The organism is Streptomyces misionensis, assembly GCF_007896895.1.
In the GTDB taxonomy this organism is placed as follows: Bacteria; Actinomycetota; Actinomycetes; order Streptomycetales; family Streptomycetaceae; genus Streptomyces; species Streptomyces misionensis_A.
The window spans coordinates 1-6424 of sequence record NZ_VOGW01000032.1 but is presented as its reverse complement, the minus strand read 5'-3'; the positions used below and the strand labels follow the sequence as shown (position 1 = coordinate 6424).

Annotated in this window: 6 protein-coding genes and 1 pseudogene; 2 read left to right on the top strand and 5 right to left on the bottom strand. The window is 75.8% G+C overall.

The window, feature by feature from the left end; translation table 11 throughout:
• The coding region (locus FRZ03_RS05315; protein ID WP_146463960.1) for a DMT family transporter at positions 1–859 on the top strand (859 nt) is incomplete at its 5' end.
• Between the two features lie 49 nt (positions 860–908).
• Here FRZ03_RS05315 and FRZ03_RS05310 read toward each other — a convergent pair.
• A complete protein-coding gene (locus tag FRZ03_RS05310; RefSeq protein ID WP_146463959.1) occupies positions 909–2240 on the bottom strand; it encodes an aminotransferase class I/II-fold pyridoxal phosphate-dependent enzyme in 1332 nt (443 codons plus the stop codon).
• 57 nt (positions 2241–2297) lie between these two features.
• On the opposite strand from FRZ03_RS05310, the gene FRZ03_RS05305 reads away from it, so the two are divergent.
• Complete coding sequence (locus tag FRZ03_RS05305; RefSeq protein WP_146463958.1) at positions 2298–2978, top strand: pyridoxamine 5'-phosphate oxidase family protein; 681 nt, start codon at positions 2298–2300, stop codon at positions 2976–2978.
• On the opposite strand, the gene FRZ03_RS05300 is transcribed toward FRZ03_RS05305, so the two are convergent.
• The 4 genes and pseudogenes from FRZ03_RS05300 to FRZ03_RS40060 all read right to left on the bottom strand — a co-directional run.
• A complete protein-coding gene (locus FRZ03_RS05300) occupies positions 2965–3942 on the bottom strand; it encodes a DMT family transporter (protein WP_146463962.1) in 978 nt (325 codons plus the stop codon). The genes FRZ03_RS05305 and FRZ03_RS05300 overlap by 14 nt on opposite strands.
• A gap of 209 nt (positions 3943–4151) precedes the next feature.
• On the bottom strand, positions 4152–5165 hold the full coding sequence (locus FRZ03_RS05295) for an EamA family transporter (protein ID WP_146463957.1): 1014 nt from the start codon (positions 5163–5165) through the stop codon (positions 4152–4154).
• Between the two features lie 72 nt (positions 5166–5237).
• Entirely contained in the window at positions 5238–5801 is a 564-nt protein-coding gene (locus tag FRZ03_RS05290) for a Clp protease N-terminal domain-containing protein (protein ID WP_261398571.1), read from the bottom strand.
• A 230-nt stretch (positions 5802–6031) separates the two neighbouring features.
• Positions 6032–6424 (bottom strand): annotated as a pseudogene (locus tag FRZ03_RS40060) (PadR family transcriptional regulator); the annotation flags it as partial.

Below are 6424 nucleotides of genomic sequence, written 5' to 3'. Positions count from 1 at the left end.
CTTCGGCGCCCTCTCCCTGATCTGGGGCTTCAGCTTTCTGCTGATCAAAGTGGGCACGAGCGGGTACGCGCCGTTCCAGGTCACCCTCGGCCGACTGGTGTTCGGCACGGCGGTGCTGGTGGCGGCGATGGCGGTCAAGCGGGAGCGGCTGCCGCGCGGGGGCCGGCTGTGGGCGCACATGGCGGTCGCCGCGTTCTTCCTGAACGCCCTGCCGTTCTCCCTCTTCGCCTACTCCGAGCTGACCATCCCGTCCACCCTGGCCGGCATCTGCAACGCCACCTCGCCCCTGTGGGGCATGCTGCTGTCGGTGGTCGCCCTCTCCGAGGACCGGCCCACCCGGGTCCGCGTGGCCGGCCTCGGCCTCGGCTTCCTCGGGGTGCTGACGGTCCTCGGCGCCTGGCAGGGCTTCCACGGCCTCGACGCCACGGGCACGGCGATGGCCCTGCTCGCCTCGCTGAGCTACCCGGTGGGCTGGATCTACGTCCGGCGGACGCTGGCCGGCACGGGGAACTCGCACCTGTCGATGACCGGCGGGCAGCTGCTGCTCGCGACGGTGCAACTGGCCGTGGTGACACCGCTGTTCACCGGCGTGCCCCGGCACTTCGCGGTGGTGCCGCTGCTGGCGATCGCCGCGCTGGGCGCGCTGGGCACCGGGCTCGCCGTGCTCATCCAGTACGGGCTCGTCGCCGAGGTCGGGCCCACCACCGCGCAGATGGTGACGTACTTCATCCCGGTCATCGCCACGGCGGCGGGGGTCGCGATCCTCGGCGAGTCGCTGCGCTGGAACACGCCGGTGGGGGCGGTGATCGTGCTGGCGGGGGCGGCGCTGACCCAGGTGCGGCCGAGGAGGGGCGCGTAGCTCCGCCGCCCCGGGACACCGGGGCCCCGCGCCCCTCACCGACCCGTCGTCAGCCGTAGACGCGGGCCGGCGAGGGGCGCACCGCCGCCTCGATCGCGTCCGCCAGCGGCTCGATGTCCTCCGGCGTGAGCGGGGAGACCGTGACGCGGACGGCCTGGGGACCGGCGAGACGGAAGCGGGCGCCGGGGGCGACGCCCCAACCGGACTGGAGGAGGCGAGCCACCGCGGTGGTCTCGTCGGGTACGGGGATCCAGACGTTCATGCCGCTGCGCCCGTGGGCCTCGATGCCGCGCCGGGCGAGTGCGTCGATCAGCGGCTCGCGCCGGGCCCGGTACGACTCCGCGACCGCCGCCCGGTCCACCGCGCCCCCGGCCCACAGACGGGCCACCGCGCGCTGGAGCAGCACGCTGACCCAGCCGGGGCCGAGGCGCTGGCGGCCGCGCACCAGGTCGACGGTCACGGGGTCCCCGGCGAGGACGGCGAGGCGCAGGTCGGGGCCGTACGCCTTGGCGGCCGAGCGCAGGAAGGCCCAGTGCCGGGTGGCGCCCGCGAGGGGGTGGAGCGGCACGTCCACGATGCCGTGACCGTGGTCGTCCTCGATCAGCAGGGTCCCCGGGTGCTCGCGCAGCACCGCGCGCAGCGCGGCGGCACGCGTGGCGGTCACCGCGGCGCCGGTCGGGTTCTGGGCCCGGGTGGTGACGAGCAGCGCGCGGGCGCCGGCGGTCAGGGCGCGGGCGAGGCCGTCGGGGCACGGTCCGTCGTCGTCCACGGTCACCGGGACCGTGCGCAGGCCCAGGGCCGGCATCAGATCGAGGGCGCTGCCCCACCCGGGGTCCTCGACGGCGACCGCGTCACCGGGTCTGAGGTGGGCGGCGAGGACGCGCTCGATGGCGTCCAGGGAGCCGGAGGCGACGGTGAGCGGCGCCTCGGGGACGCCGTCGGCGTCGAGTTCGGCGCGGGCGATCCGGGCCAGCTCCGGGTCGACGGGGTCGTCGCCGTAGAGGACGGGCCGCCGGTCCCCCGCCCGGGCCGCCGCGGCGAGCGCCGGGGCGAGGCGGGGCAGCAGGGCCGGGTCGGGGTTGCCGGTGGACAGGTCGCGGGCGCCCGGGGGCACCTCCACGCGTAGCTGATCGCGTCCGGTGGTGACGGGTTTGGGCCGCACCCGGCTGCCGCGCCGCCCTGCGGTCTCGATCACCCCGCGCTCGCGCAGGGTGCGGTAGGCGGCCGCGACGGTATTCGGATTCACCCCCAGCTCGGCCGCCAACTCCCGCATGGGGGGCAGGGATTGGCCCGGTCGCAGCTGTCCCGCGCCGACCGCGCGCTCCACATCGGCCGCGATCTCTGCTGCGCCGCGCCCTTCGATCCGATACTCTCCTAGCACAAAATCCATTATGCACTAGTGCAATGCTGGATGCAGCCTCGCCCTGGAGGGACCGTCATGCCGGGCACCACCGCCGACACCCAGTCCGCCGCCTACACCCCGACCGACCGCACCGTGCCCACGCGCTCCGCGGAGCGCGCCTCGTACGACAAGGAGCTGGTGCACGCGATATTGGACGAGGGCTACGTCTGCCATCTGGGCTTCGTCCGTGACGGCGCGCCCGTGGTGCTGCCGACGCTCTACGGCCGGGTGGGCGAGCGGCTCTACCTCCACGGCTCGACGGGTTCGCGCCCGCTGCGGATGGCCGGCGCGCCCGACCCGGGCCTCGCGGTGTGCGTGACCGTGACCCATGTCGACGGCCTGGTGCTGGCCCGCTCCGCCTTCCACCACTCGATCAACTACCGCTCGGTGGTGGTGCACGGCGTCGCGCACGAGGTCACCGACCCCGAGGAGCGGCGGCTGGCCCTGGACACGCTGGTGGACCACGTGGTGCCGGGGCGCGCCGCCGACTCCCGGCCGGCGAACAAGAAGGAACTGGCCGCCACCGCGGTGATCCGGCTGGACCTCGAGGAGGTCTCGGCGAAGGTCCGCACCGGCGGCGCCAACGACGACCCCGAGGACCTCGCCCTGCCCCACTGGGCCGGTGTCGTCCCGCTGCGCAAGGGCTACGAGGCCCCGGTCCCGAACGCCGATCTGACGTCCGGGATCGAGGTGCCGGACTACCTCACCGGGCGGTGAGGCCGGGCAGGCTCCCCTCGTCCGCGCCGGTGGCGGGGTGCGCCCTGCGCAGGGTCGCCTCGCTCACGGCCGGGCCCGCGACCGCCGTGAGCATCAGCAGGGTGCCGACCGCGGTGCCGAGGGTGAGCCGCTCGCCGAGCAGGAGCACGGCGAGCACGGCCGCGGTCACCGGCTCCAGGAGCATGATCATGGAGACGGTGGCGGACCGCACGACGGCCGCGCCCGCGAAGTACAGGGCGTACGCGAGGGCCGTGGGCACGGCGGCGATGTAGCACAGGAGCCACAGCAGCCGGGCCGGGTGGGCGGTGTGCGGGAGCAGCCCCTCGTGCAGGGCGAACGGCAGCAGGCACAGGGTGGTCACCGCGAAGGACCACACGGTGGTGTCGGAGGCGTCGGCGCCGCCGTCCCGCCCCCACCAGCGGGTCAGCAGGGTCATGGCGCCGTAGCCCGCGGCCGACAGCAGCGCGAGCAGCACGCCCGCCGGGCGGACCGTGGCGGCCGAGTCGCCGAGGGTCAGCACGGCGAGCCCGGCGAGCGCGCCGGCGACCGAGAGGACACCGCCCGCGCCGAGCCGTTCACCGAGCAGCAGCCGGGCGCCGAGCGCGATGAGCACGGGACCCGCGCCGAGGGTGACGACGGTGGCCACGGCGAGCCCGGTGGCCGCCACGGCCGCGAAGTAGGCGGTCTGGAACACCGCGAGGCCGAGGCCGGTGGCGACGGCCCGCAGCACCCGGCGCGACAGCGGTCCGGCCGCGGCCGGGCGGGTCCTCGGGCGCAGGCCGCGGCCGGCGAGCAGCAGCAGGAGCCCCAGCGCGCAGCGCCAGAAGGAGAGGCCGAGGGCGCCCATGTCGCTGGCCCGGTAGACCAGGGAGGCCACGGCGCCCGCGGTGCCCCAGGTGGACCCGGCGACGATCAGATAGAGCAGGCCGCGCCCGACCGGCAGGCCGGAGGCGTCGTTCGGCACGTTCGATTCGTTCGACAAGAGAGTTTCTCCGCAGAAACGCACCACGCGGGTGCGGAAGTTCGGGGGCGACCCGCTGGAGCGGGGCGCGCGGACTTCGTCTGCGGGCAGCACCGTCCGGCCCGGCGCTCTTCGCGCCGGGCGGATGTCCCGGAGGCCCGCCTCAGGCGGCCGGGGGCGGAAGAACGAGAGTGGACGGCACGATCAGTACCTTAAGCGGACGTGCGGTGCCCGGACAACGTCCGGTCCGGGCCGCCGGCCGCCACCGGCTGCGCGGACGCCTCGGCGGGCGCGGCGGACTGGGCTATGAAGGCGCCGACCAGGACGACGGCTCCGCCGGCGACCTGCGGCGCGGACAGGTGCTCGCCGAGCAGCACCCAGGCCAGCACCGTCGCTATCACCGCCTCCAGACAGGCCACCACCCCGGCGACCTGCGGGGACAGCCGCCGTACCGACAGCACACCGGTGACGTAGGCGAGCACCGTGGCGACGAGCACGATCCAGACCAGCAGGGCGAGGGCGGGTACGGCGGTGCCGTTCATCCGCGCGGAGCCGGCAAGGACGGACCAGTCCAGCCGCCAGGGGCGGGCGACGGCCGTGAGCACGAGGGCGCCCACCAGCAGGCCGTAGGCGATGACACCGAGCGGGTCCGGCGCCCGCTCGCCCGCGTCGGCGCCCTGGTCGGCGAGGACGAAGTAGCCGACCTGGCAGCAGGCGGCGCCGAGCGCGAGCAGCAGGCCGAGCGCGTCGAAGCTCAGCCCCGACCAGACCTCCACCACGCAGGCGAGCCCGCCCGCCGCGAGGACCACGCCGAGCGCGGCGGCGCGGGTGACGGGCCGTCGCTGCACGAACCGCACCCAGCCGAGCACCAGCGCGGGCGCCAGGTACTCGATGAGCAGCGCCACGCCCACCGGGATGCGGGACAGGGCGGCGAAGTAGCAGGCCTGGACGCCGGCGACGGCGAGCAGGCCGAACCCGGCGAGCAGCGCGGGGCGGCGGCGCGGCAGCGCGCGGTGCCGTACGGCGACCGGGAGCATGACCACGGCGGCGCCGGCCACCCGCAGCCACACCACGTGCAGCGGGTCGAGGCCCGCCTCGATCAGCGGCTTGGCGGCCACCCCGGACCCGCCGAAGGCCAGCGCGGAGACGAGCGCGAGGCCGAGGCCCACCCCTCTGCCGCCGCCCGCCCGGCCGTTCCTGCTGCTCTCCGTCGTACGCACCGGCACATGATGACAGGCGACGACAGGAGCGTCACCCCCGTTGACACCTGTCTCAGGGGATGGACGGCCGGGTGCCCCTCAGCAGCTCGCGTCCTGGACGCACTCCCCCACGTCGGCCGCGATGCGGGCGGCCAGTTCACGGGTGTGGACACCGGCGTGTTCGAGCACCTCGACGGCCCGGCAGGCCGGATCGGCGACGAGTGCGGCGAGCAGATCGGGCCCGGTGGCCCCGTGCTCACCGCGGCGCCGCGCCCGCTCCCGCGCGTGGGTCAGCGCGGCGGCCGCGGCCGGCGACCAGTCCCCGGCCTCGCCCGTGGCGGGACGCGGCAGGACGGGCAGCGCGCCCGAGTCCTCGACGCTGCCCTGCCAGCGCAGGCCGTAGCCGATGCTGCGCTGCACCAGGTAGCCGAGGAGCCGGGCGAGTTGCGGGGGGCCGCCCACGACGGAGCGCGCCTCGGGGTCCTGTTCGAGGAGCGAGTGGAGCAGATGGGCGGTGTCGACGTGCCGGTCGCCGTCCCGGACGGCCCTGCGGCGGGCACCGGCGACCACCGCCGCGAGCTCGGCGCCGAGCCCGGCGGCGTCCGGACGGGAGTGCGCCCCCTCGGACGCGGGGGCGGACGGACGGGCGGTACGGAAGTGCACAACCCCACCCCATCAGTCACAACGCCCCGAGTCATCCACGACGGGAACCATTTGGGCGTCCCACACAGAGTGGACATCACCGGCCGGAATCTCATCCTTGGGGAGGAGATTTCGGCCGATCCACCCCAGGGTCGCGCGCCGCTTCGCCACAGGCCCGGGAAGGCCGGTGCGGCACCGACCATCTGACGGTTCGTGCCCCGCGGCCGTCACCGCGCGGGGCGCCCCCGGCCTCAGTCCTCGTCGGCGAGGATGAGGTACAGCTTCTTGCGGGCGTCGTTGATGACGGCGAGCGCCTTCTCGCGCTGCTCCTTGGTGCCGGTCTTCCAGACCTGCCCGAAGGCCTCCATCAGCCCGAACCCGGCCTGCCGGATCTCGCCGAGCGCCTCCCAGTCGACTCCGCGCGAGGCCTCCTCCCACGGCGCGTCCGCCCCCTCCGCGGCGGTCCCCCCCGCCACTCCCCTCACCTGCAACACCCGCCCCGTCGCCCCGCGGCGGCCCGTGTCGCGTGCCCCCACGCTCTCCCCGACGCAGCCCCGCGCGGCGTCGCCCCGCCCCCGCCCCACCGCGTCGCCCCGCCGCGCCAGCGGCCCCCCCCCCCCGCGCCGCCGGCCCTCCCCTCCGCC